Origin of the sequence: Rathayibacter sp. YIM 133350, assembly GCF_037404875.1 — a bacterium.
Classification (GTDB): Bacteria; Actinomycetota; Actinomycetes; order Actinomycetales; family Microbacteriaceae; genus Orlajensenia.
In genome coordinates, this window is record NZ_JBBELO010000011.1 from 68,315 (window position 1) to 94,883 (window position 26,569).

The following is a 26,569-nucleotide window of genomic DNA, read 5'->3' on the forward strand; positions in this document are numbered from 1 at the left end:
CAGTGCATTCAACAGGGGGTTCGACCTCCGACAGGACGGATCTCGAGAATTCGCCCTGTTGGAGCCTCGAACGCCTGTTGAACCCTAAGTTCCCTGTCGAACCCCGGGTTCCCCTGTCGAAGCATCGATTCCAGCGCTGCTCTCGGCCCTTCGACAGGCTCAGGGACCAGACTTCCGGCGCTTGGCCGGCCGCCGGCGGCGTCAGCCGGCGATGAGCCGGCGTGCGCCGGCATCCTGCTCGGTGAGGTCACCCGTCTCTCCCGCGCGCACGGCCCGCCGACCCAGCACGAGCATGTACGTGTAGAAGGCTGCCGCAGCCACGACCCCGATGCCCAGCTTCACCGGCCACGGCCACGGGGCAGGGGTGACGAAGCCCTCGATGATGCCCGAGATGAACAGCCAGATGGCCAGGCCGATGGCGACGCTGAACAGCGCCCGGCCGTCCTCCGCGAGCGCCTGCCCGCGCGTGCGCGCACCCGGCGCGATCCACGCCCAGAAGATGCGCAGCCCGGCAGCCGCCGCGACGAAGACGCAGCTGAGCTCGAGCAGTCCGTGCGGAAGGACGTACTGGAAGAAGACGTCGCCGCGGTCGTAGGCGAACATGATCCCTGCCGAGACCCCGACGTTCTGCGCGTTGGAGATGATGGCGGAGGGAACGAAGAAGCCCGTGATGCCCAGCGCGATGCACTGGGCGGCGATCCAGGCGTTGTTCGTCCAGACGGCGCCGGCGAAGGATGCGGCGGGGTTCTCGGAGTAGTAGTCCACGAATTTGTGCTCCACGAGCGCCTTGCGCTGCGCCTCGGTGCCGAAGGACGCGAGCACCTGCGGGTCCGCGAGCGCCCAGACCGCATAGAGCGCGGCGATGATCACGGTCGCGAGGGCGACGGCGAGCGTGAGCCAGCGCAGCCGGTACAGTGCCGCCGGCAACTGCAGCACGAAGAAGCGCGGGATGACGGAGAACAGGTTGCCGCGCGCCGCAGTGAAGCGCAGCCGGGCCCGCGAGAGGCTGACCGAGAGTCCGTCGCCCTGAAGGCTCGAGCCCGCAGTGGTCGCGATCGCCGAGAGCTGCGTGGCCCCGGACTGGTAGAGGCCGATCAGCTCGTCGGCCGAGGCGCCGTCGAGGGAACGTCGTCGGCCGAGCTCGCCGAGACGCTTCCACTCCTCGCCGTGGGCGATCGAATACGCGTCGAGATCCATCTGCTTAGATACTGGCATGGCCGAGCCCTCGCAGACCGTCGCCGCGGCATCCGTCGATGGATTGCTCACGGGCGAGGCGGTCGCCCTGAGCGTGAAGCCAGCCAGCGTGCTGCTGCGCGGCGCGGGAACGGCCATCGATGCCGTGGCCTACGTCGGCGCGCTCGCCCTGAGCGCGTGGCTCGTCACGTCGACGGCCGGCGGCGCAGTGGACCCTGCGCTGCTGCGTGCGTTGGGGGTCGCGGGCCTGGTGTTCTTCCTGCTCGTCGTGCCCATGGTCGTCGAGGTCGCATCACACGGACGCTCGCTCGGCAAGCTCGCCATCGGCGCCCGGATCGTGCGCGACGACGGAGGCGCCATCCAGCTGCGCCACTCCTTCGTGCGCGCCCTCATGGGCGTCGTCGAGATCTACATGACCTTCGGGGGCCTGGCGGCACTCGTCGGGCTGCTCAACGACCGTGCCAAGCGGCTGGGCGACCTGCTCGCGGGCACACACAGCCAGCTCGAGCGCGTGCCGGCCTACACGCCGCCGAAGTGGGGCGTTCCGGCCGGACTGGAGCAATGGGCGCTCATCGTCGACGTCGCACGGATGCCGGATGCACTGGGCCGGCGCATCTCCCAGTTCCTGACGAACGCGTCGGGGCTGACAGCGGCGAGCCGGCAGCGCACCGCCGCCGAGCTGGCGACCGAGGCCGCCGCCTACGCCGCGCCCGTGCCCCCGGTACCGGCGGAGGTCTTCCTCGTGGCCGTCACGGCCGTGCGGCGCCAGCGGGAACTGACGGGCCTGGCCCTGGAGCGCGAGCACCTCGACGCGCTGCAGCCCATCCTCGCGGGGAACCCGCACCGCTTTCCCGACCGCTGAACGGCCGGGAAAGCCGAGCGCGAGAACTCAGTAGCGGTAGTGGTCGACCTTGTAGGGGCCTTCCACCTTCACACCGATGTAGGCGGCCTGCTCCGGTGAGAGCTCCGTCAGCTCCACCCCGAGCGCGTCCAGGTGCAGGCGCGCGACCTTCTCATCGAGGTGCTTTGGAAGAACGTAGACGCCGATCGGGTAGGCCTCGGGCTTCGTCCACAACTCGATCTGGGCGAGCACCTGGTTGGTGAAGGAATTGCTCATGACGAACGACGGATGCCCCGTGGCGTTGCCGAGGTTCATCAGGCGGCCCTCGCTCAGCACGAGGATGGAGCGGCCGGTGGGCAGGCGCCACTCGTGCACCTGCGGCTTGATCTCGACGCGCTCGGCACCCTCGAGCGATTCGAGCGCGGCCATGTCGATCTCGTTGTCGAAGTGGCCCACGTTCGCGACGACGGCCAGGTGCTTCATGGCGAGCATGTGCTCGACGCGGATGACGTCGCGGTTGCCGGTTCCCGATACGAAGATGTCGACCTCGCCGACCACGCTCTCCAGGCGCGCGACCTGGAAGCCGTCCATGGCCGCCTGCAGCGCGCAGATCGGGTCGACCTCGGTCACGATCACCCGGGCGCCTTGGCCGCGCAGGGCCTCCGCTGCGCCCTTGCCCACGTCGCCGTAGCCGCAGACGAGCGCGACCTTGCCGCCCATGAGCACGTCGGTGGCGCGATTCAGGCCATCGGGAAGCGAGTGCCGGATGCCGTACTTGTTGTCGAACTTGCTCTTGGTGACGGAGTCGTTGACGTTGATGGCCGGGAAGAGCAGCTCCCCCGCGGCAGCGAGCTCGTAGAGGCGATGCACCCCCGTGGTCGTCTCCTCGGTCACGCCCTGCAGCTCGGTCGCAATCCGGGTCCAACGGTCGGGCGACGCCTCGAGCGAGCGGGCGAGGGTGTCGAGGATCACCCGGAACTCGTGCGGGTCGCCGGCGGCCGCATCCGGAACGGCGCCGAGGGCCTCGTACTCGCGCCCCTTGTGCACGAGCAGGGTGGCGTCACCGCCGTCGTCGAGGATGAGGTTGGGTCCGACCCATTCCGCACTGGCGGCCTCGGCCTCGGCGCTCCAGTCGAAGATGCGGTCGGTGCACCACCAGTACTCCTCGAGGCTCTCGCCCTTCCAGGCGAACACCGGGATGCCGGCCGGCTTCTCGGGAGTGCCTGTGGGGCCGACGGCGATCGCGGCGGCGGCCTCGTCCTGGGTGGAGAAGATGTTGCAGCTGGCCCAACGCACCTGCGCGCCGAGGGCGACGAGCGTCTCGATGAGCACCGCCGTCTGCACGGTCATGTGCAGGGAACCCGCGATGCGCGCCCCCGCGAGCGGCTGGCTCTCGCCGAACTCGGCGCGCAGGGCCATCAGGCCCGGCATCTCGTTCTCGGCCAGCCGGAGTTGGTGGCGACCGGCCTCGGCGAGCGAGAGATCGCGAACCTTGAACGGCAGGGCGGTGGTCGTTGCAGTCATGCCCTCTATTCTGTCAGGCCGGCCCGACTCAGGCGGATGCCTCCGCCTCGCCGCCACGGATGAGGCCGAGCACCTGGTCGCGCACCCGCTCCATCTGCCCGCGCGTGGCGGCCTCCACGTTCAGGCGCAGCAGCGGCTCCGTGTTCGAGGGACGTACGCTGAACCACCAGAACGGCTCGTCCTCTGCCGTGATGCCGGTGACCGTGAGCCCGTCGAACTCGTCGAAGTCCGCGATGCCGCTGAAGGCGTCCACGATGCGCGTATAGGCGCCGGGCACGTCATCGACGGTCGAGTTGATCTCGCCCGACATCGCGTAGGGCGAGAACTCCGCGGCCAGGCCGGAGAGCGAGGAGTCCGCTCCGCCGAGCTCGGCGAGCACGTGCATCGCGGCCAGCATGCCGTTGTCGGCGCCCCAGAAGTCGCGGAAGTAGTAATGCCCGGAGTGCTCGCCGCCGAAGATGGCCCCGGTGGCTGCCATCTCGTCCTTGATGAGGGAATGACCCACGCGGGTGCGCACCGGGATGGCACCGGCGGCCTCGATCGTCTCGGGCACGATGCGCGAGACGATGAGGTTGTGGATGACGTGGATGTCGCCCTGCTCCCCCTCGGCGCGCACCCGGGCGATCTCGCGCAGTGCCACGATGGCCGCCACAGCCGAGGGCGTGACGGCGTCGCCCCGCTCGTCGACGACGAAGCAACGGTCGGCGTCGCCGTCGAAGGCGAGCCCGATGTCGGCTCCGTGCTCCACGACGGCCTTCTGAAGGTCGACGAGGTTGGCCGGCTCGAGCGGGTTCGCCTCGTGGTTCGGGAACGTGCCGTCGAGCTCGAAGTAGAGCGGCACGATCTCCAGCGGCAGCTGCGCCAGGGCCGCCGCCGTTCCGAGCACGGCCGGAACGGTGAGGCCGCCCATGCCGTTGGCGGCGTCCACGACGACCTTCAGCGGACGGATGCCGGAGAGGTCGACGAGCCGGCGCAGGTAGCCGGCGTAGTCGGCGAGCACGTCGAGCTGGCGGATCGTGCCCTGCTCCGCCGCCTGCGGGATGTCGTCGTCGAGGTACCCCATGGCGCGGTCACGGATGTTCGCGAGCCCGGTGTCGAGCGAGATGCCGCGCGCACCCGCCCGGGAGAGCTTGATGCCGTTGTAGCTGGCGGGGTTGTGGCTCGCGGTGAACATGGCCGCCGGAGCGTCGAGCCATCCGGAGGCGAAGTAGCTCTCGTCGGTGGAGCACAGGCCGAGCGCGACGACGTTCGCACCGCGGGCTGTGGCGCCACGGGAGAAGGCGGCGGCGAACTCGGGTGAGGAGTCGCGCATGTCGTGACCGACCACGAGGTCGTGGCCTGCCGCCTGCACTTCGTCGGCGAAGGAGGCTCCGACGGCCTCAACGATCTCGGCGGTGAGCTGCGATCCCACCAGTCCCCGCACGTCGTAGGTCTTGACGATCTGGGCGAGCAACTGTGCGGGCGAAGGTGTGGCGGTCACGCGCTAAAACCTATCTCACCCATGACGGCGTGCCGGATCACCTGCCATCCGACCGGCGCGGAGAGCTTCTCCGCATGCCGCACGCAGAGATCGTAGGTGTGCGGCTCATGGGTGAGGGAGAGCGGACCGAGCACCGCCATGGAATCGGCATACACGTAGGTGAGCGTCGCGATCGCCTCATCGGCGCACGCGACCCGGGAGCACGGCCTGTTCATATCGATCCCCAGAGTAGCCGCGCGCGGGGCGAATAGGATGTCGACATGCCCCGTTCCCGCCGCACCGCCCGCCCCGCGCCCTCGCGGCGACGCGGCATCATGGACCGGCACGGGCGCGGCATGCGCTCCCCCATCCTCGGCCCGTACCTGCCCCCGCTGCGGGATCGGATCGAGCAGTTCGACATCACGATCGCCTCGACCGCCGAGTACCTGCGCGGCATCTGGCCCGAGCTCGACGGTGTCCGATTCGAGGTCGCCGCGGCCCCCGACGAGGCACTGCACGGCGACCACGTCGACCGCTGGAAGGTGCTGCTCGAGGAGCGTCGCATCATCTTCTTCCGCATCCCCATCCAGCGCATGAGCAAGCTGCACCGCAACGACGAACTGCACCAGCGGATGATGGTCGAGAGCTGCGTCTTCCGCGCGGTGGCCGAGCTTGTCGGAAAAGACCCGTGGGACCTCGACCCCGATCGCTTCCGCGACTTCTGAGTAATCCCACAAACGCCGAGGCGGTCCCGGGCGCCTCGCATCCCTACCTGGTGTAGACCACGATCGGCGAGGCGAGCGCGCTGCCGGCCAGCACGGGAACGGATGCGACCGCGTCGGCACCGCCATAGCTCACCGTCGCGACGACCCCCTCCGCATCCGAGACCGTGTAGCCGCCCGACCCGGTCAGCGGCACGGCGACCGCGGCAGCGGCCGGCACGGTCACCGTCACGGGTGTCCCCGACTGCGGTGTGAGCGTGAGCGTCGCATCGGTCGCCCGCTGGTTCCAGGCATGGAAGGTGGGCTGGTTGGCGGATGCGACGGCGATCATCACGGGGTCATCGCCGAGCGGTGGCGCTGCGGTGAACCACGCGACGTCGCGGCCGGCGACGCCGCCCGCGACCGCGGTTCGGGCAGCCGCGACGATGGGCTGCTGGGAATCGATGCGCACCGCATAGACGCCGGCCGCGAGCCCGGCCAGCGGTGCATCCGTTGCGACACCCGGCTCGAGGTGCACGCTGAAGGACGTGCCGGGAGCGTCGCCCTCGCCGATGACGCTCACGGTCGCGTCGGCCGCCTGCGACCCGGGCGCCAGCAGTCGCAGCCCCGGCTGCTCGTCGGTCGGTGCGGCGTCGGTGTCGGTGGCCGCGCCATCTGTGGCCGCCGGAACGACGACCCCGCCGATGGTCACCACCGTCGCGGGCGCCGGAGCGGGCCCGACGATGTCGACTCCGCCCGGCTCCAGCCCCCGAACGATGCTCTGCTGCAGCGCCGCGGCGATCTCGCCGCCGTGGGCCTCCACGTGCACGACCGGCGCGAGCAGGTCGGGCGCGAGCCCCGCGAGCGAGATGACGCGCTGTGATCGGGGCTGCACGAGGATGCCGGTGGCGCCGGGAGCGGCTACCGGGCCGTTCTCGCCCCAGACTCCGAGGTCGACGGTGGCGGAGACGGTGGAGGGATTGCTGAGCACGACGAGCGTCGTTCGACCGACATCCGTCGATCCCCCGACGAGCCAGGAGTCGGGGCCGGCCTCGGTGCAGCCGGCGACGGCGAGACCGGAATGCGTCTCGTCATCGGCCACTTGGGACTGAACGCCGGCGAGGAGCGGCGGCGCGTCTGAGCCCTCGTCTGCGGGAATGGTGAGCACCACGCCGGCACCGTTCGCATCGCCGTTCCGGTCATCGGGTGAGGCGAGCGGTTGCTCGTCGGGATCGGCGTCGGCGCCGGCTGCGACGATGTCTGCCTCTCCGATGGACGAGACGGCGGTCGCGCTCTCGGCTTCTTCGCCCACGCTCAGCAGCGGACCCGGGCACACCCGCTCGGCGACCGTGGGAACGGGCGCGACCGTCGCAGCGACGGGACGCGCGGTCGCCGTGGGCAGCGGCGCCCACGCCGCGGTCGCGACGGCCACGAGGGCGATCGCGATGGCCAGCAGGGCGCCCGCGATCCGGGCCACCAGAAGTGCCGTGCGCTTACGCATCGCGGGCTCCCGTCTCAGCGTGTTCCGGCTCATCGTCGGGGATCGGTCGGTTTTCGACAGGGGGCGCGTGTCGCTCCGCGGCATCCGGTTCGGGTGAGGACTCCGATTCCGACTCCGGCTCCTCCGGCGAGGGGGCCGGTTCGTCGGGCTCGGGGTCGGGCCGAGCCTCGGCATCCGGGCCTTCCCCGGCGTCCTCGCCGGCCTCGGGGGTCAGCGCGTCGCCGGTGGGCTCCTCCCAGTCGTCCACGGGCGGTGTCTGCTCGTCGGCGTCGGGTCGGCTGCGGTCATCGGCATCGGGCTGCACTTCGCGGCCGACCCCGGTCGGGATCGAGAGCAGCACCGTGATGCCGAACACCACGAGAAGGGCGATGAGCGTGGCCTGGCCCAGCCACCCCCCGGCGCCGACGGGGATCGCGGTCGGTGCGGCATCCGCCACGTCGGTCCCCACCCGCCAGAGCGTTCCGAAGTTCGTCTTGCCCACCGAGACGAGCACGGGGTTGCCGTCGAGGGAGGAGGTGGCCCGCCGCTCGGTGGCCGCGGCCTCGCGGCTCTCGTCCGCCGGCAGGTCGGGGTTCACCGGAGCCAGCAGTATGAACCGGATGCGCCGGTCGTTCAGGTCGTCGGCCGCGTCGAGGCCGCTGCGGGAGGCGAGGTTGCCCGCGAGCCGGGCGAGGTCTCGTTGATTCTCGTCCAGCGACGGATCGGTGGATGACAGGGTGGATTGGTCATCGAGCGTGGTGCCCGATCCGCGCTGCAGGTCGGCGCGGATGCCGCCGTCGGACTGCGGGGCGATGACGAGGGTGCCGGCACGCGGGTCGGCCTCGGCTGCCGCCGTGACGAACGCGGGAAGCACCCGATCGGTGGCTGCGTGCACCTGCGCGGTGTCGAGCGGCAGGGCGAGGGCGAGGGGGCCGGCCACGATCACGACCAGGGCGGTCGCCGCGACGGCCGGCAGCATCGAGAACCGCGGGATGACGTTGAGCGCGGCGATGACGGCGCCGACGATGCCCAGCCAATAGAGACTCAGCCCGGCTCCCGCCCACAGCGGGACGAGGTGGGATCCCGTGCTCGCCACGACGATGAGCGTCGTGATCACCGCGGTGGCGAAGCCGAGCAGCGCGAGCCCGAGGGAGAAGGCGCTCGCGCGCACCGACCGTCGGAAGAACAGCCCGAGCAGTGCGAGTACGGCGAGCGGTGCCAGCAGGATCGGCACGATCAGGTCGACGCGCACCCCGCTGACGGCGAGGTCGGCGAGCACCGGATTCCAGCCGCCGAAACCACCGGCCGGGAATCCGAGCAGCAGCTGCCACACCGAGGGCGTCTGGCCCGGCTGGGGCACACCGGGGTCGGCGAGAAGGGCGAGCCAGTTCTCGCGCGCACCCTGGTTCCAGACCAGCGGGGCCAGCAGTACGGCCGCGGGGATCGGGATGCCGATGATGCGGAAGAAGCCGCGACCGCTCGTGACGAGCACCACGACCCAGGCGATGACGAGCGCGGGCGCGAGCCCGGGCGCGCACGCCACGATGGCCGCGAGCAGCAGCGCGCTGGCCGCGGATGCCGACCACGACCGCGCCGCCACGAAGAGGGAGAACACCAGCCAGGGCAGCAGGATGTGCACGAGAACCCCAGCGGGGCGTCCCTCGGCGAGGGCGCTGAGCAGGGTGGGCGCCAGCATCCAGAGCACGGCCGCCACGGCACGCAGGCCGCCGCGCTCCGTCATGCGGCTCGCGGCGAACCAGGCCCCGAGGGCCGCGAGGGGAATGGCCGCGAACCAGAGCACGGTGAGGGCGAGCGAAGGCGCCCAGAAGGTGAGCGAGCCCAGGATGGCGAGCACAGCGGTGAACGGATCCGCCGCGCCGACGAATCCGGTTCCGATGTCGCGCCAGCCGTAGCCGATGTTGCGCCACAGTTCGGGCACCGTGCTCAGGGGAAGCAGCCCTCCCCCGCCGATGCGCCCGGCGCCGAGAAGGGGCGAGACGACAATGACCGCGACGACGATGGCGGCCAGAAGGGTCCAGGCGCCTCCGGTGATGAGGAAGCCGACTTCATCGCGGGCACCGCGGGCGTGGGCGATGCGCGCCTCGCGCGCAAGAGCCCGTCGCCGCCGCATCTCCGCCGGCGGTATGCGCAGGGGCGCGATGGCCGCCCAGCCGAGTGATCGGTTCTGCTTCAGCCGGCGCCGCGCCGCGCTCGTGCGGATTCCCGAGAAGGCGGCCACGAAGGCGGCGGCGAACTCGCCGCCGATCACACCGGGCTGCTTGCGCAGCAGCGCGGTGAGCGATCGCACGACCGCGAGCGGCACCAGGCTCAGCCAGTGCAGCACGATCACCCCAGCGGGGGCGTAGACGAGGCGGCGATGCAACTGCGCCGTGCGGATGAGCCGAGCGCGTCGACGCCGCACGCGGCCCTTCTGCCCGAGGTTGGGTCCGGCCACGCCATCGCCGGCGATGGCCACGTGAGCGGCCGGTGCCACCGAGACCCGGTGACCGGCCAGTCGCGCACGCACGCTGAAATCGAGCGAGTCGTCGACGACCGGCAGGCCGGGATCGAACCCGCCGAGCGACTCCCACACCTGGTGGCGCACCAGCATGCCGGCAGGGCTGACGCCGAGCACGTCGTTGAGCGTGTCGTGCTGGCCCTGGTCGAGCTCCGAGGCGACGATCGGAACGCTCGCGCCGTAGGTCGTGATCGACTCACCGAAGCGGCGGATGATGTGGCCGTGCTCCCAGTCCACGAGCTTGGGGCCGGCGACGGCGACAGAGGGAGCGGTTTCAAGGGCCGCGACCAGCGCGGCCAGGGCGCCGGGCTCGGGCGCGCTGTCCTGGGCGAGGAGCCAGAGCAGTTCCCCGGGCCCGGTCGGCGGCGCCGTCACCCGCACGGCCGTGGCGATGGCATCGCCGAAGGAGAGCGCCTCGCCGACGGTCACGAGGTGCGTGGGCCCCGCGTCGGCGAGCAACTGCTGCGTCGCATCCGTCGACGCGCAGTCCACCGCGATGAGCGCATCGGGCGGCAGCGTCTGGGCTGCGAGGGCCTCGAGCGTCCGTGGGAGGTGGTCGGCGCCGTTGCGCGCGACGAGAATGGCGGTAACTCGCGGAGACATCGCTGAAAGCCTAAGTTGCGGTGCCTGCCGGGTCGTTCAGTGCGACCGGGCGTGGCCGATATTCACGATCGTGACCCGTGCCCACTTCGGGGACGACGGTCGTCGGCCCTGATGGGAAGGTCTCAGACGGCCCGACGGCGCAGCTTGCGCCGTTCACGCTCGGACAGCCCGCCCCAGATACCGAAGCGCTCGTCGTTCGAGAGCGCGTACTCCAGGCACTGCGAGCGCACCTCGCACGAACCGCAGATCTTCTTCGCGTCGCGCGTCGAACCGCCCTTCTCGGGGAAGAACGCCTCGGGGTCGGTCTGGGCGCAGAGCGCGTCGGTCTGCCAGGAGAGCGGGTTGTCGTCGTCGATGTTCTGCCGCACGCCCGGCACGCCGAGCTTGACCGGGTCGACGAACCAGTCCTCTGGTACCCCCGCGCGATTCTCGTTCGCCGTCATACCGTCTCCCGCCCGAATGTTCCCGACACGAGAAGCGCGTGTCTTGATGTAATTACACCCGTGTAACTCCGGCGAGTCAAGTCGCAAATCGTAAACCCTCAACGATGCCTCGAGAGTTGCGACGCGCCGGGTCGAAGCGCCAATCTTCGTCGGCTGCGCAATTCCCCAGTTGGGGTTATTCCTGTTCGGGGGGCATTTCCTACTCGGCGGTAGCGGAGCGTGCCACCCACGCGCTCTCGACCATCTGCTCGAGGGAGTGCCGCATCCGCCAGCCGAGGTCGCGGGCGGCGAGTTCGCCCGACGCCACGATGCGTGCGGGGTCGCCGGGCCGGCGAGGCGCCCGCTCCGGCGTGAAGTCGATTCCGGTCACGCGGGCTATGGTCGCCATGATCTGGCCGACCGAGACGCCGTCGCCGCTGCCGAGGTTGTAGACCGGCTCGATGCCCGCCCCCGACTCGAGGCGCTCCGCCGCCGCGAGGTGGGCTGCCGCGAGGTCGGCGACGTGGATGTAGTCGCGCACGCAGGTTCCGTCGGGCGTCGGGTAGTCGGTGCCGTTGATGCGCGGGGTGCGTCCCTCGAGCAGGGCCTCGAAGACGAGCGGGAAAAGGTTGTGCGGGCTCGAGTCGTAGAGGTCGCGGTGACCCGATCCGACCACGTTGAAGTAGCGCAGCGAGGTGTGGGCCAAGCCGGCGGCGATGCCCTGGTCACGCAGCAGCCACTCGCCGATGAGCTTGGACTCGCCGTAGGGCGACTCGGGGGCCTTGGGCGTGGACTCTGTGACGAGGTCGGTGTCCGGGGTGCCGTACACCGCGGCGCTCGAGCTGAACACGATGCGCCCGACCCCGGCATCCGCCATCGCGGCGAGCAGCGTGGCCGTTCCTGTCACGTTCTGCTCGTAGGTGTGCAGGGGGCGCTGCACCGACACGCCCGCGTACTTGAAGCCGGCGATGTGCATGACACCGCTGAGGCGCTGCTCATCGACGATGCGATCGAGCAACCGGCGGTCGAGGATGGATCCCTCGTAGAACGGCACGTCCTGCGGGACGAAGTCGCGGTGGCCGCTGGAGAGGTCGTCGATGACGACGACGTCGGTTCCCGCCTCCTGGAACGCCCGCACGACGTGCGCTCCGATATAGCCCGCTCCCCCGGTGACCAACCACGCCATGCGCCGCCTCCTCAGCTCGAGGCCGCCGAGGCGGCGGCCCTTGCCAGCCTAACGAGGCCGACGTGCGACGAGCGGGCGGTTCGGCACCGAGGAGGACCGCGGCGCGGGATGCGCGTCGGGTGTCAGCGGGCGTCGATGGTGGGGCGGCGCTCGATGTGGCGGGTGCGGTCGCGAATCTCGGGGCGGCCGTAGCCGTCGTTGTCCAGAGCCAGGATCGATGCCAGCACGCCCCACAGGACCAGAGCGGCCAGTGCCAGGAGTACGAGGGTTTGCATGGCAGTAAATCTACGGATTGCGATTACCTGCCTCCAGTGGCAGAGTGGACATTGTTCGACACTTTCCTGCCAAAGGAGCGCGCATGCTGAAGAAGATCGTCTGCCTCACCATTCCGGGCATGGCTCCGTTCGAGTTCGGCGTGATCTGCGAGGTCTTCGGCATCGATCGCAGCGCGCAGGGCGGGCCGACGTTCGACTTCCACATCGTGGCGGCGGAGCCGGGACCGATTCCGATGAAGCTCGGCTTCGACATCGTCGTCAAAGACGACCTCAGTGCCGCCGCCGACGCCGACCTCATCGCCGTTCCGGCGTTCGACGACCTGCACGAGGTCGATGACCGCCTGCTGGAGGTCATCCGCGATGCGGAGGAGCGCGGCGCCTGGGTGCTGAGCGTCTGCAGTGGCGCCTTCATGCTCGCCGCGGCCGGCATCCTCGACGACCGGCGGGCCACCACGCACTGGATGTACACCGACAAGCTCGCCCGTCTCTACCCGCGCACCGAGGTCGACCCCGACGTGCTCTTCGTCGAGGACGACCACGTGGTGACGGGTGCCGGAACGGCGGCCGGGATCGACGCGGCGCTGCACATCGTGCGCAAGGAGCTCGGCGCATCCGCCGCCAACATCATCGCCCGGCGCATGGTGGTTCCGCCCCAGCGCGACGGCGGGCAGTCGCAGTTCATCCAGAACCCGGTGGCGGAGTGCACCAGCGACTCCTTCGCCCTCGTGACGGAGTGGATGCTCGAGAACCTCGACCGCGACCTCTCGGTCGACATGCTCGCGCGCAAGGCGCTCATGTCGTCGCGCACCTTCGCCCGCCGCTTCCGCGCCGAGCTCGGCACCACGCCGACCGCGTGGCTCAACCGGCAGCGGCTGCTGCGAGCCCAGCAGCTGCTCGAGGAGAGCGACCTGACGCTGGACGCGATCGCGGCCGACTGCGGATTCGGCGGAGCGGCCGTGATGCGCCACCACTTCTTGAAGGTGCTGCAGACGACGCCGACCGCGTACCGACGTACCTTCGGAGCGCGCCAGCTCGCCTGACGCGTCGGTCAGACCCCCTCCCACCTGACCGAAAAGCGAGGACATTCCGAAAAGCGAGGCGATGTTGCGCGACACGCGGGGCGGATGCGGCGCGAACCGGAGTGGCGTCGCAGATCGCCTCGCTTTTGGGCGGCATCAAAGCGGAGAGCGACGTCGCGACGCACCCGAGAGAACCCCGTCTCGAGACAAGGCGGCCTCCATCGCCGTGAGGCAGTACTCCGGCTCGTACAAGATCTGCGAGTAGCCGAATCGCAAGACGCGACCACCCCAGATCGTCGCCACCAGATCTCGGTCGCGATCCACGTGGAAGCTCGATTCCGAGTCATGCCACACCGCCCCATCTGCTTCGACGAAGGTGCTGGGCCCGATCCGTCCGTCGAGACGCCCGACGCCGGGCAGCGTGACCTGAGGTTCGAACGGTATGCCGTTGTCCCGGCACAGAAGGCGCAGCAGCGTCTCGCCGCCGGCCTCCGCCCGCCCGTCGACATCGGACCTCCATCGAGCGACTCGCTTCGGCGCCCGGTCGAAGAGGGTGTCGAGGTCGGCCACGGAGACGCCGTCATGACCCCGCATGCTGCGATTCAGCGCGGAGTCGATGCAGGCGACCGCGACCTCGCGCGTGCTCGTCGCGAGGAGGTGACCCAGCGCATCCATGAGTGAAACCCGCCAGGTGTCCCCGCCCATCGGAGTGGCTCGGCTCCAGAAGACGCGCCATCGCTCGGCATCCGGATGGGCGAGACGGCGCCGCGAGTCGGCCGGCCGGCGCAGTTCGTTCGCGTTTCCCCGCACGAGAACCTCTTCCTGCCGCTTCGGCCGAACCCAGATCCCATACGAGGCAAGCGCCGACTCACCCGTGAGACGGCCACCGATGCGCACCGCCTCGATCGCGACGGGCGACGCGTCCGGGAGCGAGTACCAACCTTGACGGACGCGGAAGATGGTGCGATCGCTCAGGGCCTGCTCGATCTCGAAGTCGCTCACACCGAGCGAACGCAGTCGTCGCCGCGAGAGGAATAGGCCGTTCTCCCTCAGGAACTCTGCGACGTCCGTCCCGGTGCGAAGAAGTGACTGCTGCACCACCGCATCCTCGCCCCACTGGCGGCACGCGGCGACGGCCGATCGAGCGCGGTGCGCTCCGGCGGTCAGCCCTGCGGCCTGTGCAGGAGTCGCGTCGAACCAGAAAGCGAGGCGATCGCCCGCGACACGCCGCATCCGTCGCCCGAAACGCCGCCTGCCGCTCGGAATCGCCTCGCTTTTCGGAATGTCCTCGCTTTTGGGTAAGGCCTCGCTACGCGCCGACCGTCGCCACGAACACCGTGCCCGCTCCGCTCACGCGCAGCTCGCCCTCCTCGGGCGTCACGTAGTACGCGCCGCCACGCGCCAGCGGCACGGATGCCGTGGCACCCTCCAGCGTCACCTCGCCTGCCGTGCAGAGCGCGATCGCCGCGCCCGAGAGCGGAACGCTCGCGCCGGCATCCGTCGCCTGGATCTCGTAGAGCACGAAGTCGGGCACGTCGGGCCGGAACACGTGCACGCCGGGCTCGGGCTGTTCTGGCGCGAGCACGGGCTGCGTCACCGGGGTGAAGTCGAGCACCGCGAGCAGTTCGTCGACGTCGATGTGCTTGGGCGTCAGTCCACCCCGCAGCACGTTGTCGGATGCCGCCATGAGTTCGATGCCGACGCCCGAAAGGTACGCGTGGATGTTGCCGGCAGGCAGGTAGAGTGCCTCGCCCGCGCGCAGGGTGACCCGGTTCAGCAGGAGCGAGAGCACGATGCCCGGGTCTCCCGGATAGGCCCGCGCGAGCTCCCCCACCGTCGCGAACTCGCGGGCGAATCGGCTCTCGCTTCCGGCGAGCGCTGCAGCGCGCACGACCTGGGACACGAGCGCGTCGACCTCGCCGCTCTCGCGACCGGAGCGCAGAAGCCACTCCACCGCAGAGCGGAACGGATCCTCCCCCGACAGCCGCGCCCAGAACGGGTCGAAGACGGTGGGGTCGGGCTCCCCCGAGCGCCCGAGCACCGTGAGTTCCTTCACGATGTCGCGCGCCGACGCGATGGAGCGGAAGCCGCACAGCGCATCGAAGGTCGCGCTCACGGCCACGATGAGCTCCGGCTTGTGGAACGCGTCCTTGTAGTTGCGGTCGGGGGCCTCCAGCGGCACGCCGGCGGCGTTCTCGCGCTCGAAGCCTGCCCGCGCCTGCTCCGGTGACGGATGCGCCTGCAACGACAGCGGGCCGCCCGCCGCGAGCACCTTCAGCAGGAACGGGAGCCGCTCGCCGTAGGCGGCCACGGATGCCGAGCCCAGCGCCTTCTCGGGATCACGCTGCACCCAGGCCGCGACATCCGTGGCGCCGTCGGCCTGCTCCGGATGCTCGATGCGGCTGGGAGAACCGGCATTGCCGCCGAGCCACAGTTCGGCCTCGGGCTTGCCGGATGCCTCGCGTCCGAGCAACTCGGCGATGCCGGTCGTGGAGCCCCAGGCGTAATCGCGGGGCGTGTTGCTGATCGCTACAAACATGAACCGTCCTGTTCGGCGGGAGATTGCGTCCAAACTACCAACGGCTTGGGCGCCCCTCTCCCGAGGCGTAGCCTGACGGAGGTTTTCCGAGACCCTCGCGCGGCGGGGGTCGCCGTATGCAGTGGAGCAGACATGACCTTCGAGACCCTCGCGAGCGACTTCTACAACTTCTCTTCGTCATTGACGGATGAGGAGAAGGCTGCACTGGCGCAGCTGCGGAGTTACCTCGAGACCGAGGTCCGGCCCATCATCAACGGTTACTGGGACCGCGGCGACTTCCCCGCGCAGGTCATCCCCAAGCTCGCCGAGCTCGGCATCCTCAGCTACGCCTGGGACGAGGTGAAGCCGTTCGAGAACTCGGCCGTCTTCCGCGGATTCGTGGCCCTCGAGCTCTCGCGCGTCGACGCATCCATCAGCACCTTCGTCGGTGTGCAGAACGGACTGGCCACCGGGTCGATCTCGGTGTGCGGATCGCCCGAGCAGCGCGCCGAGTGGATCCCCAAGCTCGCGAGCGGCGAGGTCATCGGCGCCTTCGGCCTCACCGAGCCGCTGTCGGGTTCCGACAGCGCGCAGGGCCTGCGCACCGTCGCCCGACGCGACGGCGACAACTGGGTTCTGAACGGATCCAAGCGCTGGATCGGCAACGCCACCTTCAGCGACATCACCATCATCTGGGCCAAGGATGCGGAGGACGGCCAGGTGAAGGGCTTCATCGTCCCGACCTCGACGCCCGGCTACCGGGCCACCAAGATCGAGGGCAAGACGAGCCTGCGCGCCGTGCAGAACGCCGACATCACGCTCGAGGACGTCGTCGTTCCCGAGAGCCTGCGCCTGCAGAACGCGAACTCCTTCAAGAATACCGCGCAGGTTCTGCGCCTCACGCGCGCCGAGGTCGCCTGGTCGGCCGTCGGCGTCGCGATCGGCGCCTACGAGGCTGCCGTCAAGTACACCCAGGAGCGGGTGCAGTTCGGCAAGCCGATCGCGCAGCACCAGCTCATCCAGGACCTGCTCGTGAAGAGCCTCGGCAACATCACCGCATCGCTGGCCCTGTGCGTGCGCGTGTCCGAGATGCTCGACCGCGGTGAGCAGCGCGACGAGCACTCCGCCCTCGCGAAGGCATATGCCACGGCGCGCATGCGCGAGACGGTCGCATGGGCGCGCGAGGCGCTCGGCGGCAACGGCATCGTGCTCGAGTACGAGGTCGCCCGCTTCTTCGCGGATGCCGAGGCCATCTACTCCTACGAGGGCACCCAGGAGATGAACACGCTCATCGTGGGCCGCGCGATCACCGGTAAGGCCGCCTTCGTCTGATCGGCCGGCATGCAGGGCGGTCATCCTCCCGCCGGATACTCTTGGACCCATGAATCCACAGCGCAGCCGCCTGCTCGTGCGACTGCTCGCCTCGTGGAGCATGTTCTTCGGCTTCGCCGGACAGTTCCTGCGCAACCTCATCGGCTGGTGGGGATACGGCATCGTCGGCGCCATCACGATCGTCGCCGTTGTCATCGCCCTGCTCGTGCTGAAGCCACGGATGCGCGCGCGACGCGTGCCGAAGTCGCTCGTTGCCTTCCTGCTGTTCGCCGCTGCCTCGATCGCGTGGTCGTACTACCCCGGCGCATCCGCGGCCGCTGTGGGCATCCTGTTCGTGAGCACGCTCGGCGGCGTTTTCCTCGGCCTGTGCCTCACCTGGCGTGAACTGGTGCGCACCTTCGGTGTCGCGCTGCGCTGGATCCTCGGGCTCTCGCTGCTGTTCGAGTTCTGGGTCGCCGTCATCATCCGCCAGCCGGTACTGCCGAACTTCATGGACCTCGGCGATCCCCCCTACCCGAAGGCGTTCTACTGGTCCCGGGGGCTCCTGCTGCACGGCGGGCCCATCGAGGGGATCGTCGGCAACCGCAACCTGCTCGCGTTCGTTGCGCTCATGGCGCTCATCGTGTTCGCCATCCAGGTCGTGTCCCGGGAGGGCCGCCGCCCCTTCTGGAGCATCTTCGGGCTGGCGATCGCGGCGCTCGTCTTCGTGCTCACGCGTTCGACCACGGTCATCCTCGCCGCGATCGCCGTCGCGGTCGTGCTCGGCTTCGCGCTCTGGGCCCGAGCCGCTCATCCCGACCGCCGGCGCCCCGTCTACCTGAGCGCGGTCGGTCTCGTGGTCGTGCTCGGCGTGAGCTTCGCCGTGTTCTCCTCGCGCCTGCTCGCCCTGTTCGGCAAGAGCGAAGACCTCACCGGACGCACCGACATCTGGAACACGGTGATCGGACTCGCCCAGCAGCGGCCGGTCGTCGGGTGGGGGTGGATCAGCTACTGGGCGCCCTGGGTGGAGCCCTTCGCGCACCTCGCCGAGCGCAAGGGCGTCGTCTACCTGCAGGCGCACAACGCCTGGCTCGACGTGTGGATGCAGCTCGGCGTGATCGGGGTCGTGCTCTTCCTGGCTCTCGTGCTCTCCACGCTCTGGCGCTCCTGGTTCACGGCGATCGACCGGCCCCGGCACGGTCTGGCATCGACCGAGCCGTACACGGCGTCCGCGCTGCTGCCGCTGCTGCTGATGGCGGCGCTGCTCGCGCAGAGTCTCGCCGAGAGCCGCATCCTCATCGAGGGCGGCTGGATTACCCTTGTGACCCTCTGCCTGCTCACCAAGCGTTCCCAGTCCTCCGCCGAGCCGATGCCCTGAGCCGTGGCCGAGAAACCGCGTCCTCCTCTCATCCCGAGCGCCGCCCAGGCGTTCCTCGGTTCGGCCGGCCTCGCGTCCGCGATCACGACGGCCGTCTTCCTCACCGCGTTCTCGACGTTCGCCATCCGGAGCGTGATCGAGTGGCCGGGTCTCGTCGCCATCGTCGGCGGCCTCATGCTCGCCGCCGCCGCGTCCCTATGGTTCCGTCGCGAGCACATCGGCTGGCATGGCGCCATTCCCATCTCGGTCATCGTGTTCGTCGGATGGGCGATCGCGTCCGTGTTCTGGACGAACAACGTGCCGGTCTCGGGGGTGCGCATCCTCTACCTGCTCGGCTTCGGATTCCTCGGGTTCTACGCGGCCACCGTCCGCGACACCATCCAGATCGTGCGGGCGGCCGGTGACGCCTTCCGGGTGCTGCTCGGCGCATCCCTCGTTCTCGAGGTGCTCTCGGGCCTGCTCATCGACATGCCCATCCGGTTCCTCGGCATCGAGGGCAACCTGGCACGCCTCGGCCCCCTGCAGGGCATCTTCGGCAGCCGCAACCAACTGGGCTTCATCTCGCTCATCGCGCTGATCAGCTTCGGCATCGAGTACCTGACGCGTTCGGTCCCGCGCCAGCTCGCCCGGTACTCCCTCGTCGTCGCCGCAGTGTGCCTGCTGATGTCGCGCTCCCCCGTCATCATCGGCGTGCTCACGGCGGTCGTGGTCGCCGCCCTGGCCCTGGCAGCGGTTCGGCGCGCGAAGCCGCACAACCGCTGGGCGCTGCAGCTGGGTCTGCTGGGTGTGCTCATCGTGGGCGGCGCCATCGCGTGGATCGCCCGCGCCCGCATCATCGACGTGCTGAACGCCGGCAGCGAGTTCGAGACCCGGCTCACCCTCTGGCGCGAGATGGCACGCTACCTTGCGACCAATCCCCTGCAGGGCTGGGGATGGGTGGGCGCGTGGCCGCGTACGCCCCCGTACGCCTGGCTGAATCTCGCCACGCACCGCCTCAACGGCACCGGCCTCGACGCGTTCATCGACGTGTTCTTCCAGCTCGGGCTCGTGGGCTTCATCGCCTTCCTGGCACTGTTCGGCCTGGCCCTCGTGCGCTCCTGGCTGCTCGCGAGCGAGAAGCGCAGCATCATCTATGTCTGGCCGGCCCTCATCCTCGTCGCCCTTGCCTCCGTCTCGCTCGCGGAGTCGACCGTGCTCTTCGAGGGCGGCTGGATGCTGCTGGTCATCTGCGCGGTGAAGGCCTCACGCAACATGAGCTGGCGCGACGCCCTGAGGCGGCATCCCGATCCGGTGCCGGTGGAGTGATCAGACCGGTTGCACCAGGTCGACACTCACGTCGACTGGACCGGCTCGGCGAGGAACGATTCGAGGAAGTCCGCCGTCTCTTCCCATCCCTCGACGGCGTGGCAGGGCACTCCGAGAACCTTGACGGGGTAATCGTTTCCGTCAGGATCCAGCCTGTCGCCGACGAAAAGCATGTCGTCAAGCGCGATGCCGGTGACCTCCGCCAGCTTGTTCATCCCGTACGCCTTGTCGATGCCGCGGCGGGTGATATCGATCGATGTCGACCCGCCTCCACGTACCTCCAGTTCAGGGAGCTCCGCCTGCACAGCGTCTCGGAGCGCAACCTTCTTCTCGCCGGTGGGATCCCACGCGCGCTTGGCATCCACCGGTGCGGACTGACCGAGAGCGGAGAAGGTCACCTGTGAACCCCGGTCTTCGAGGATCGGACCCCAGGTTTCGCTCTCCCAGTATCCGAGCCGCTTCGCCTGGCGTTCGGTGACCTGGAGCGCGAGGTCGCGCTGCTGGGCAGTGAGGTTCTGGGCGTAGATCTGCGTCCACTCGCCGTCGACGAATCGGAAGTACTGGGTGCCACAGGTCGGCATCAGGTGCAGACGGGAGAGCTGTTCCACCGGGAGTGGCGGCAGGTTGTCGACGACCTGCGTCATGAACTGCGCGATCTGTCCGCCGGAGATGACGCAGACGTCCACGACGTCCAAGAGCCGTCCAAGCAGGTCGGCGATCCGGTTCGGAATAGCGGTCTTCGACGGCGCGAGCGTGTCGTCGAGGTCGAATGCGATGAGGGTAGGGGTCGACGGCATGATTGCTCCTTACATTCGCGTCGAATTAATCGATCAGCGAGTTCGCTGATGCTTCGGTTGCTGTACCGAGACGTCCGACTACTTCTCGAAGGTCTTGCGCAGCGCAGCAAGCCCGGCGTCTGTGTCCCCGTCGAATACGACGGAACCGTGCGACAAAACGATCACTCGCTGACACAGGTCTTCGATTTGTCCGGCGCTATGTGAAACAAAGACGATCGTACGGCCATCGCGTTGGAACTCACGAATCTTGTCCATGCACTTCTTCTGGAACGGCTCGTCGCCGACGGCCAGCACCTCGTCGACAAGGAGTATGTCCGGATCCACATGGACGGCGATTGCGAAGGCCAGCCGCACATACATCCCGGATGAATAGAACTTCACCTGAGTATCGATGAACTCGCCAATCTCGGCGAAGTCAACGATCGAGTCGAAGTACTCCGCGGTCTGTTTTTGGCTTAATCCAAGAATTGCACCGTTCAGAAAGACGTTTTCGCGCCCAGTCAGGTCGGGGTGGAAACCCGCTCCTAACTCGAGAAGCGCCGCCAACCGACCGCGCCTCTCTATGAACCCGGAGTCGGTCTGGATGATCCCGCCGATCACTTTCAGAAGGGTGCTTTTTCCTGAACCGTTGGCACCCACCAGACCAACGCTCGTGCCGGCCGCGATCTCGAAGTCCACTTCCCTCAGCGCCCAGAAGTCCTCGCGAAACTTCTGGGAGCGACCGAAGTTCACGATGCGCTCCTTCAGCGCTTTGTCCTTGCGCAATGTGAATCGTTTGGAGACGCTCTCTGCGCGAATGACCACCGGTGCATCGATGATCGGTGTTTGGAATTCGCCTGTCATCAGATCTCCTGCGCGAAGTTGCCCTGCAAGCGCTGGAAGGCGCGCTGGCAGAGAAGAACAACGATTACACCGACGCCGATGGTGGCGGCGACGCGGACGTCGAGATCCGCTGGCCACGGCTGCGGCGGAACGTGTGCAGCACCGATCACTGTGGTTTCAGATCCGGCTCTCCACATCGCTTTCTGGAACGCCAGGACGGCGACGGTCATCGGGTTGAGGAGATAGACGTCAGGAAGCCAGGCCAGCCCTGTGCGGTTTGCAGCATCCAAGACGTAGGACCACGCGTAGACGATCGGCGAGGCCCAGAAGAGAATAAGCATGCCGACCTCAACGAGATACTGCACGTCGCGCAGGTAGACGTTCAAGGCGGACAGGAGCAGAGCAAGCGCCACACCAAACAGCAGAACGATCAATACGGCGCCCAGCGCGTACAACGCGTTCCCTGCTGCGGGAACTGCTCCCATGACGATCGTGGCGATGATGAGCACGATCATCTGGACGACGAAGTTGAACAACGCGGAGCCGGTCGCTGCCAACGGGAAGATTTCGCGGGGTAGGTAAACCTTCTTGATCAGGCCCGCGTTGCCGATGATCGACGAAGTACCACTCGAGATGATCTCGTTGTAGAGACCCCAGATGGTCAGACCCGAGAACACGAAGATTGCAAAATCCGGAATCCCACGTGCGGCGCCCAGGAACTGACCGATCGCGACGAAGTAAATCAGAAGCATCGTCAACGGTCGGATGAGGCTCCATACGAAGCCAAGACTGCTGTCTTTATACCTCGACTTGAGCTCGCGGCGAACGAGCAGGCCTAACAGCTCCCGATGACTGGCAATATCGCGAAGCGCCTTCCAACTTCCTCGAAATGAGGATCCCTCATGTGCTGTGGAGCGCTCGAAAGGAAGGGCTGCGATGCGATCCGCTCGCTGCTGTGCATTGCTGGTCATATGTCTCCGGTTGCAGGTGCCTTACCGCGCTCGATTCTATGCAATGTCGAGCAGCGAAGAGGACCGGGCGCTCTCAGCTGCCGCCTTGGCGGGCCCATCCCGTGCGCCGAGCCCAAGATGAGAAAGCTCGCAGAGGACGCGTCATCCGCCACGACCGACTTGCCGTGAGCGCACCTATCTCGCTAGTTCGCTCTCGGTACTTTAGCTGCGATTGACGCAACTCCTCGCGTAGGGAATCGCAACTGTCAATCAGCTGGGCATTCTCTCGCCGTAACCGAGTGGATTCATTCTGAGCGTCCTCGCATCGAGCCTGAACTTCGTCAATCTGGCCCTGAGCGATCGAACGGCTCTGTTCCGACATCACCTGAGCTTCGTCCCAGATCAAGGTGTCGACGAGTCTCGAATCGACCACTGGCACTTTCGCCGAGTCGGGAGCGACTGCAGGCTCACCGTAGCCCATACTGGCGAACAACTCCTCCGTGAAGTGTTCTCCCTCTCGGCCCACATATCGGCCGAGCGCATATCCCGTCGTGACAGCCAATTTCCGATCGCTTCGGCGAATGGCCTGCTTCACAGCGTCCTGACTCGTCCCCAGCGGCGGCTCGGAAATGAGCGGCAGGCGGTTGCGCAGGTCCGCGGGCCTGCGAAAGTAACTGTCACCCTCCATGATTTCGAGGTAAGCGTCCACGATTGCCCGCCGGCCGAGGTAATGCTCCCGGCGGAGGGCGAACGCCCACGCGTGATCCATCGGATAGAGGGTCGGCTCTGCCCGAATACGAGGTGAGCGGGTATCCCCAGTTGCCGAGACAGCCACGATCATCTGCTCGCTGTGCACATGCCGGATAAGCGTCCTGATTGTCGACACGTAACGGGCCTCGAGCACGAAGTCCTCTTCGAGAAATAGCGCCCACGGGTCTCCACCGGCGAAGGCACGCTCCTCGACCTCGGCGAAATGTCTGGCGATGCCGATGTTGCGCCGGTGGGTCTGGACCCGTGCACCAGGCAGTACGGCTTCCGCTACGGCGCGCACATCGCCCGTGCGATCCGGCCGACCTTCGAATTCATCTTTCGAACCCTGATATCCGTCGATGGAGATGACGACGTCTCCGACAGCCACGGGAGGCACTTGGTCACGCAGCGAAGTTAAAGTCTGCTCGGCGTATTCTGGCCGGTTGAAGAGCATCACATGGATGCCGAGGGTCCGGTTGGAAAACGGGTCCAGCGGCTCGGCGCTGGCCGAGTGAAAACTCTTGATCGCCTCGTTCGTCGATCCTCGAGGGTTCATTCTCGAGTTCGTTCTTCAGACGATGACACGATCGACCACAGTTCGTGCGAGTAATCGGCCCAGGTGCGATCTACGCGACGTCGAGCTTCTTCTCTGAGTCGGGAGTTGACGTCTTCGTCGAAAAGCACGTCGTCGAGTGCGGCAGCCAGGGCGTCGTCATTTCGAGGGTCGACCAGTAGAGCGCCACCGCCGACAGAGATCTCCCGCATGCTGCCGAAATTCGACGTCACAACAGGAGTCCCGACCGCCAGCGACTCGGAAACCGGCAAACCGAATCCCTCGTTGAGAGAGGGGAAGACAGTTGCGCGCGCGAGCGTGTAACCGCCCCACAGCAGCCCATCTGAAACCGCGGAAACAGCCCTGACGGGCCGACCACGGTCGGCAAGCTGCTCCAGCTGAGCTGTGAATGCTTCGCTTCCCCACGAGTTGCCTCCGACGAAAGCGAGGCAAAAGCGGCGTCCGCTCCTCCATAGGATTTCGGCGGCGGTAAGGACGGCGAGATGGTTCTTACGCGGTTCGTGGCTCCCGACACAGAGCAGGAGCGGAAGCCCCTCGGTCAAAAGTTCTTCTCGTGCGAGATTCATACCAACTTCGTCGGCCACACCGGCTTCTGACGGTAGCAGGACGGAGGTGATGCGAGGTCCCGACAGTCCTGCACCTGCCAGCATCCGCTTCCACCCGCGATACTCCACTGCCGCCGACTCGGAGATCGTGACGATCTCGTCGAAACGGGCTAGCGCGGCGAGGTTCTTACCGAACGCTCCTCCCATGCCGAGACCGACCGTCTCTGCCGTCGTCAGTGGCACGCAATCGAAGCCGATCGCCACGGTGCGATTACCAGAATGCTCCGCCATGGCGAGCAGACGGGCGGTGCGCTCAGATTCGATTGCGAGCTCGGGCAAGAGGTACACCGATCGCCACGGGACAAGAATCGTCGCATGACGATATTCCGCCTCAGGCGAACGCCCTCCAGCAACGGCATTGATGCGTTCGGCCTCGCCCAGTGTTCGCAGGGCATCCAGACGTTTCGTCCATCCGGCGAGCTCGATGTCGTGCCTCTGAGCCCAATGACGGAGGGACATCCTCACGACACGTTGTATCCCTGTGGCAAGCTTCGTGCGAGCGGTGTGCTCGACGTCAACGATCACGCCCTCCTCGATGACCCGCACGGCCTGAGTGGCGCCTCGGCCAGCGGCTACCCGAAGACGCGCGCGCCGAGCAAGAGCCTTCAGGACAACCTTGGCGCCCTCGGACCGCATAGTCCTGACTGTGTCGACTACTTCTTGGTGCAGCGGGAGTCGGGCATCGATCACGCTCAGCGCGAGCCATACACGATCGGCGGTTAACGGGGAGTAGCAGTGGTCCAACCGTTCGACCAAGTCTCCGATGTCGCCTCGCGTATCAGCGAGCGGGTCCAAGACCGAGAGAAGGGTGACGAGCCGGTCCCGGATGGGGTCATGCATCATGGAGACTCCTCAGAAGGGGGGCCACGAGTTGTTCCCAAAGGGCCGACGAATAGTCGTCCCAGGTCTCGTCTGTGCGGCTTGCGATCTGGGAGCGCAACCGGTCAATCAGGTCGTCGTCGACGATCATTCGTCTGAGCGCCTCTGCGAGCTGGACGTCGTCGCGAGGGTTGACGACCAGACAACCGCCGCCGCGGGCGATCTCAGCAGTACTGCCATACTCCGTCGTTATGGATGGCGTGCCGAAACTCAAGGATTCCGCGACGGGCAAACCATATCCCTCGTGAAGGGAGGGAAAAACGGAGAAACGAGCGGTCGAATAGGCTGCGCTCAGAACGGCGTCATTCACGCCACGCCGCACGACCACATGCCGACCTTTCCGAGCAAGCTGGCGAATCCTGCGATCGAAGCCCCGCACGAACCCTGAGCTTCCCCCTCCAATGAATGTCAAAGAGAATGACAAACCTTCTCTCCAAAGCACCTCCGCAGCCGCAAGAACGGCGATCTGGTTCTTCCTAGGCTCTTGGCTGCCAACGCAGATCACCGACGGCTCGTCCGAGTTGCCGGTTACCTTCTCGACCGCATCGGGACTATCCACCGGCAGCGACACGGAGACGGTCACCGGTCCGCGAACGCCCTGAGTGGCTAAAGTCGCGCAGAACCCGGCGAATTCCTTCGAGGCGGCGTCGCTGATTCCCGCGACCCGATCCGCATGCTTGACGATCGTAAGGTAGCGGACGAAACGCTCCGTCTCCTCGTCAGGAACCATATCGGCGCTCACGACCGGAATCGCGTCGTAACCGATCAAACCGATGCGATTTCCGGAATATTGGGCGAGCGCGGCCAAGGGGTTCACCAGCTGCGCCTGAGGCACCTCCGGAAGTACGACCACGGACTCGTAGGGGACGACCAGTCGGAAGTGATCTGGATCAACGGGTGTCTCAGCCTCTGAAGGCTCGGAATATCGGTTCCAGGAGACCACCCGGTCAGTCTCCAAGCGGGACATGGTGCGCATGGCGCCCCCGCCCGCCGTCCATGCAACCAATCGGATGTCCCGACTTCCGGACCATCGGGACATGGTTTGTCGCACCACGCGCTGGATGCCGGTGTTGTGTCGATGATTCGCACAGAAGTCGACGTCGACCACCACTCCACCGACGACGATTTCCATATGGGCGTCCATCGAGCCAAATCGGGCAGCGTCGTCAAAGCACACCTCAAGCACCGCGGCATATGCGAGCTCGTCAGCCGCGAAGCGAAGCGCCCGAGTCAGCATCTCGACCCGGTCTGAAGAAGGGAAGGCCCCCGTAACGGCCACAGTCAGCAGCCACACATGCCGTGCTTCGCCCGAGCTCTTGACGGCTCGTACAATGCGGTCCAGTAGCGCTCCGATTCCTCGAGCCTCGGCTAGCCGCGTTGCGTCAACTTCGGGAGCCAGGTGCGGGGCGACCGCCAGCAAACGCTGCCGTAGTCCCTCACTACCGTGGATGTTCAGTC

Annotated in this window: 22 protein-coding genes and 1 pseudogene; 6 read left to right on the forward strand and 17 right to left on the reverse strand. The window is 67.6% G+C overall.

The features are described 5' to 3' along the window. Nucleotides 1-201: 201 nt before the first annotated feature. On the reverse strand, nt 202-1,197 hold the full coding sequence (locus WDJ51_RS02055; protein WP_337850875.1) for a stage II sporulation protein M: 996 nt from the start codon (nt 1,195-1,197) through the stop codon (nt 202-204). Nucleotides 1,198-1,213: 16 nt separating this feature from the next. On the opposite strand from WDJ51_RS02055, the gene WDJ51_RS02060 reads away from it, so the two are divergent. Then, nucleotides 1,214-2,056: an RDD family protein gene (locus WDJ51_RS02060; protein ID WP_337850757.1), complete on the forward strand. Its 843-nt coding sequence runs from the start codon at nt 1,214-1,216 to the stop codon at nt 2,054-2,056. A 27-nt stretch (nt 2,057-2,083) separates the two neighbouring features. On the opposite strand, the gene ahcY is transcribed toward WDJ51_RS02060, so the two are convergent. Genes ahcY through WDJ51_RS02075 form a run of 3 tightly spaced genes read right to left on the reverse strand, consistent with a single transcriptional unit; the run spans nt 2,084 to nt 5,254 of the window. After that, nucleotides 2,084-3,559, reverse strand: a complete 1,476-nt coding sequence (gene ahcY / locus WDJ51_RS02065; protein ID WP_337850758.1) for an adenosylhomocysteinase — start codon at nt 3,557-3,559, stop codon at nt 2,084-2,086. Between the two features lie 28 nt (nt 3,560-3,587). Continuing rightward, nucleotides 3,588-5,039: a phosphomannomutase/phosphoglucomutase gene (locus WDJ51_RS02070; protein WP_337850759.1), complete on the reverse strand. Its 1,452-nt coding sequence runs from the start codon at nt 5,037-5,039 to the stop codon at nt 3,588-3,590. Further along, nucleotides 5,036-5,254 carry a DUF3499 family protein gene (locus WDJ51_RS02075; protein WP_337850760.1) on the reverse strand — a complete coding sequence of 73 codons (219 nt, stop codon included), beginning with the start codon at nt 5,252-5,254 and terminating at the stop codon, nt 5,036-5,038. Before WDJ51_RS02075 ends, WDJ51_RS02070 begins: the two co-directional genes overlap by 4 nt. Before the next feature lie 45 nt (nt 5,255-5,299). Between WDJ51_RS02075 and WDJ51_RS02080 the strand changes: the two genes are divergently transcribed. After that, a complete protein-coding gene (locus tag WDJ51_RS02080) occupies nt 5,300-5,743 on the forward strand; it encodes a metallopeptidase family protein (RefSeq protein ID WP_337850761.1) in 444 nt (147 codons plus the stop codon). A gap of 43 nt (nt 5,744-5,786) precedes the next feature. On the opposite strand, the gene WDJ51_RS02085 is transcribed toward WDJ51_RS02080, so the two are convergent. The 5 genes from WDJ51_RS02085 to WDJ51_RS02105 form a co-directional block, all read right to left on the reverse strand. Further along, complete coding sequence (locus tag WDJ51_RS02085) at nt 5,787-7,220, reverse strand: DUF5719 family protein (RefSeq protein ID WP_337850762.1); 1,434 nt, start codon at nt 7,218-7,220, stop codon at nt 5,787-5,789. Further along, nucleotides 7,213-10,320, reverse strand: a complete 3,108-nt coding sequence (locus WDJ51_RS02090; RefSeq protein WP_337850763.1) for a glycosyltransferase — start codon at nt 10,318-10,320, stop codon at nt 7,213-7,215. Before WDJ51_RS02090 ends, WDJ51_RS02085 begins: the two co-directional genes overlap by 8 nt. Nucleotides 10,321-10,442: 122 nt before the next feature. Further along, a complete protein-coding gene (locus tag WDJ51_RS02095) occupies nt 10,443-10,763 on the reverse strand; it encodes a WhiB family transcriptional regulator (RefSeq protein WP_337850764.1) in 321 nt (106 codons plus the stop codon). Between the two features lie 199 nt (nt 10,764-10,962). Beyond that, nucleotides 10,963-11,928 (reverse strand): UDP-glucose 4-epimerase GalE, encoded by a 966-nt coding sequence (gene galE / locus WDJ51_RS02100; RefSeq protein WP_337850765.1) that lies wholly within the window; start codon nt 11,926-11,928, stop codon nt 10,963-10,965. A 122-nt stretch (nt 11,929-12,050) separates the two neighbouring features. Then, nucleotides 12,051-12,203, reverse strand: a complete 153-nt coding sequence (locus WDJ51_RS02105) for a hypothetical protein (protein WP_337850766.1) — start codon at nt 12,201-12,203, stop codon at nt 12,051-12,053. A gap of 83 nt (nt 12,204-12,286) precedes the next feature. Between WDJ51_RS02105 and WDJ51_RS02110 the strand changes: the two genes are divergently transcribed. Beyond that, a complete protein-coding gene (locus WDJ51_RS02110; RefSeq protein ID WP_337850767.1) occupies nt 12,287-13,243 on the forward strand; it encodes a GlxA family transcriptional regulator in 957 nt (318 codons plus the stop codon). Between the two features lie 135 nt (nt 13,244-13,378). Here WDJ51_RS02110 and WDJ51_RS02115 read toward each other — a convergent pair whose 3' ends face one another. Continuing rightward, the gene (locus WDJ51_RS02115) at nt 13,379-14,320 is read right to left on the reverse strand and encodes a hypothetical protein (RefSeq protein WP_337850768.1); all 942 of its coding nucleotides are present in this window, start codon (nt 14,318-14,320) and stop codon (nt 13,379-13,381) included. Between the two features lie 211 nt (nt 14,321-14,531). Next, nucleotides 14,532-15,761 (reverse strand): mannose-6-phosphate isomerase, class I, encoded by a 1,230-nt coding sequence (manA, locus tag WDJ51_RS02120; protein ID WP_337850769.1) that lies wholly within the window; start codon nt 15,759-15,761, stop codon nt 14,532-14,534. A 132-nt stretch (nt 15,762-15,893) separates the two neighbouring features. Here manA and WDJ51_RS02125 point away from each other — a divergent pair, with 132 nt between their 5' ends. From WDJ51_RS02125 to WDJ51_RS02135, 3 genes are read left to right on the forward strand one after another with little or no spacing between them, the layout of a single operon-like run. After that, nucleotides 15,894-17,072: an acyl-CoA dehydrogenase family protein gene (locus WDJ51_RS02125; RefSeq protein ID WP_337850770.1), complete on the forward strand. Its 1,179-nt coding sequence runs from the start codon at nt 15,894-15,896 to the stop codon at nt 17,070-17,072. Between the two features lie 49 nt (nt 17,073-17,121). Next, the gene (locus WDJ51_RS02130) at nt 17,122-18,429 is read left to right on the forward strand and encodes an O-antigen ligase family protein (protein ID WP_337850771.1); all 1,308 of its coding nucleotides are present in this window, start codon (nt 17,122-17,124) and stop codon (nt 18,427-18,429) included. Between the two features lie 3 nt (nt 18,430-18,432). Then, nucleotides 18,433-19,734 carry an O-antigen ligase family protein gene (locus WDJ51_RS02135; RefSeq protein WP_337850772.1) on the forward strand — a complete coding sequence of 434 codons (1,302 nt, stop codon included), beginning with the start codon at nt 18,433-18,435 and terminating at the stop codon, nt 19,732-19,734. A 26-nt stretch (nt 19,735-19,760) separates the two neighbouring features. Here the strand turns inward: WDJ51_RS02135 and WDJ51_RS02140 are convergent, their stop codons facing one another. From WDJ51_RS02140 to WDJ51_RS02165, 6 genes and pseudogenes are all read right to left on the reverse strand, one after another. Then, on the reverse strand, nt 19,761-20,531 hold the full coding sequence (locus WDJ51_RS02140) for an HAD-IIB family hydrolase (RefSeq protein ID WP_337850773.1): 771 nt from the start codon (nt 20,529-20,531) through the stop codon (nt 19,761-19,763). 81 nt (nt 20,532-20,612) lie between these two features. Then, nucleotides 20,613-21,374 (reverse strand): annotated as a pseudogene (locus WDJ51_RS02145) (ABC transporter ATP-binding protein); the annotation flags it as partial. Continuing rightward, entirely contained in the window at nt 21,374-22,324 is a 951-nt protein-coding gene (locus WDJ51_RS02150; protein ID WP_337850775.1) for an ABC transporter permease, read from the reverse strand. The gene WDJ51_RS02150 and the pseudogene WDJ51_RS02145, both read right to left, overlap by 1 nt. A 73-nt stretch (nt 22,325-22,397) precedes the next feature. Continuing rightward, a complete protein-coding gene (locus tag WDJ51_RS02155; protein WP_337850776.1) occupies nt 22,398-23,609 on the reverse strand; it encodes a hypothetical protein in 1,212 nt (403 codons plus the stop codon). Beyond that, a complete protein-coding gene (locus WDJ51_RS02160) occupies nt 23,606-25,075 on the reverse strand; it encodes a glycosyltransferase (protein WP_337850777.1) in 1,470 nt (489 codons plus the stop codon). Before WDJ51_RS02160 ends, WDJ51_RS02155 begins: the two co-directional genes overlap by 4 nt. Beyond that, nucleotides 25,065-26,405, reverse strand: coding sequence for a glycosyltransferase (locus WDJ51_RS02165; RefSeq protein WP_337850778.1), 1,341 nt, complete (start codon nt 26,403-26,405; stop codon nt 25,065-25,067). Before WDJ51_RS02165 ends, WDJ51_RS02160 begins: the two co-directional genes overlap by 11 nt. Between the last annotated feature and the right edge of the window lie 164 nt (nt 26,406-26,569).